Below are 1,382 nucleotides of genomic sequence, written 5' to 3'. Positions count from 1 at the left end.
GCTCGATCACGCTTTAAGTAATCAATCTTTTTAAATTCTACATTTTTGAGGACTAAATTTTTCCCTTTGTATGAACCAATAAACTCACCTTTAGCCCCCTTTAAATCATTCCCTTTCGGCGGCTCTAATTCATTGGCTACCGTCTTCTTCGGTTTGCCCACTACACCTGTACTTGCCGGTGGCTCAAACTCATCGAGGGCTTTGTTTACGCGATTGCCAATTTCATTTGCGGCATTTTTAACGCCTTGGTCAATTTGGGGGGTGACTTCATCAAGTTGTTTGACCATGGCTTGCATGCCGTCAATGGCAGAGTCTGGTAGCAGAAGATCGTATTTCCAGCTGGTTGAGACTTCTTGTAAGGTATCTCTAAAGCCTTTGATTACCGCTTTTACTTCACTGGCGGCTTGTTTGCCTAAATCCTGCCAGTTTATCTCCCGTAAGTATTTTACTGGGTCGCCTTTACCCATCTTGCGTAACACTGCAATAGCGGCTTCCATTGACTCACCACTATTTTTAATTACAACTTTACCCACGCCTTTTACAGCAGAGCCTAATAATGGAACCAAACCAATGGCGGTTAGGGTAAAGGCTATCCAACCGTCGCTGTCATTGGCTTTGTCATCATCGGTGAGTAACACGGTATTTGCACAAATATCACGAATATCCATGATTTGGTCAACCACCGGTATCATCGAGATAATTGTACCCACAACGATTTGTGATGTACTCGGGTTTCTATTAAAGTCACCTTGCAGTGTGCCCCATAACCAATCGCCTGCTTGGTTGGCTAAATTGCCAGCCTCTTCCAGTTTTGCAGTGTTACCGCTATTGATCATGTGCACAGCATCAGCGGTGGTTATTTGCCCATACAACGGGTTTGGTGTGGTGTTATCTTCAGGCTGAAAATCGCGACTGTCTTCGCCGTATTTAACACTGAACTGACCGCTGGGAATATTGCTGAGTTGTGCTTGTCCACTGTCATCTAGTTGCCCGGTCGCTTGCGTTCCATCATCAAAGGTAATGGTGTAGGGCGCATTTTTAACCGGGCTGCCGTCTTGGTAAACGTATTCTAAATCGACCACACTGGCGGTAGTTGCAGCAACGCCTGCATCATTTATGGTTACATCATTAATACGGCTAATACTCGCAGGACTTGAGGCACTTGGGCTACTGGCTGTTTTCGGGCTTTCTATATCGTAATCAACTGGTCCATCAAAGGTGACAATGTTGCTGTCGAGCGTGAGTATATTGGTAGCTATGATGGTGGCGTTGCCTTGGCTATCGAGTTTAATTTCGCCGCCGGCGTTATGAATGATTAAATCGCCTTGCCCAGAGCCTGTGATGTTAATTGACTTACTGGTTTGTAAAAACGTTGAACCATT

The 1,382-nt window shown here is 45.2% G+C and carries 1 pseudogene; it reads right to left on the bottom strand.

Annotated features, from left to right (window positions below):
• A pseudogene (locus H5232_RS24460) lies at positions 1-1,382 on the bottom strand (hypothetical protein); the annotation flags it as partial.

The organism is Pseudoalteromonas sp. SG41-5 (assembly GCF_014164495.1).
Classification (GTDB): domain Bacteria; phylum Pseudomonadota; class Gammaproteobacteria; order Enterobacterales; family Alteromonadaceae; genus Pseudoalteromonas; species Pseudoalteromonas rhizosphaerae.
Note: the sequence above shows the minus strand (reverse complement) of the source record. Positions and strands in the feature narration are given on the sequence as shown.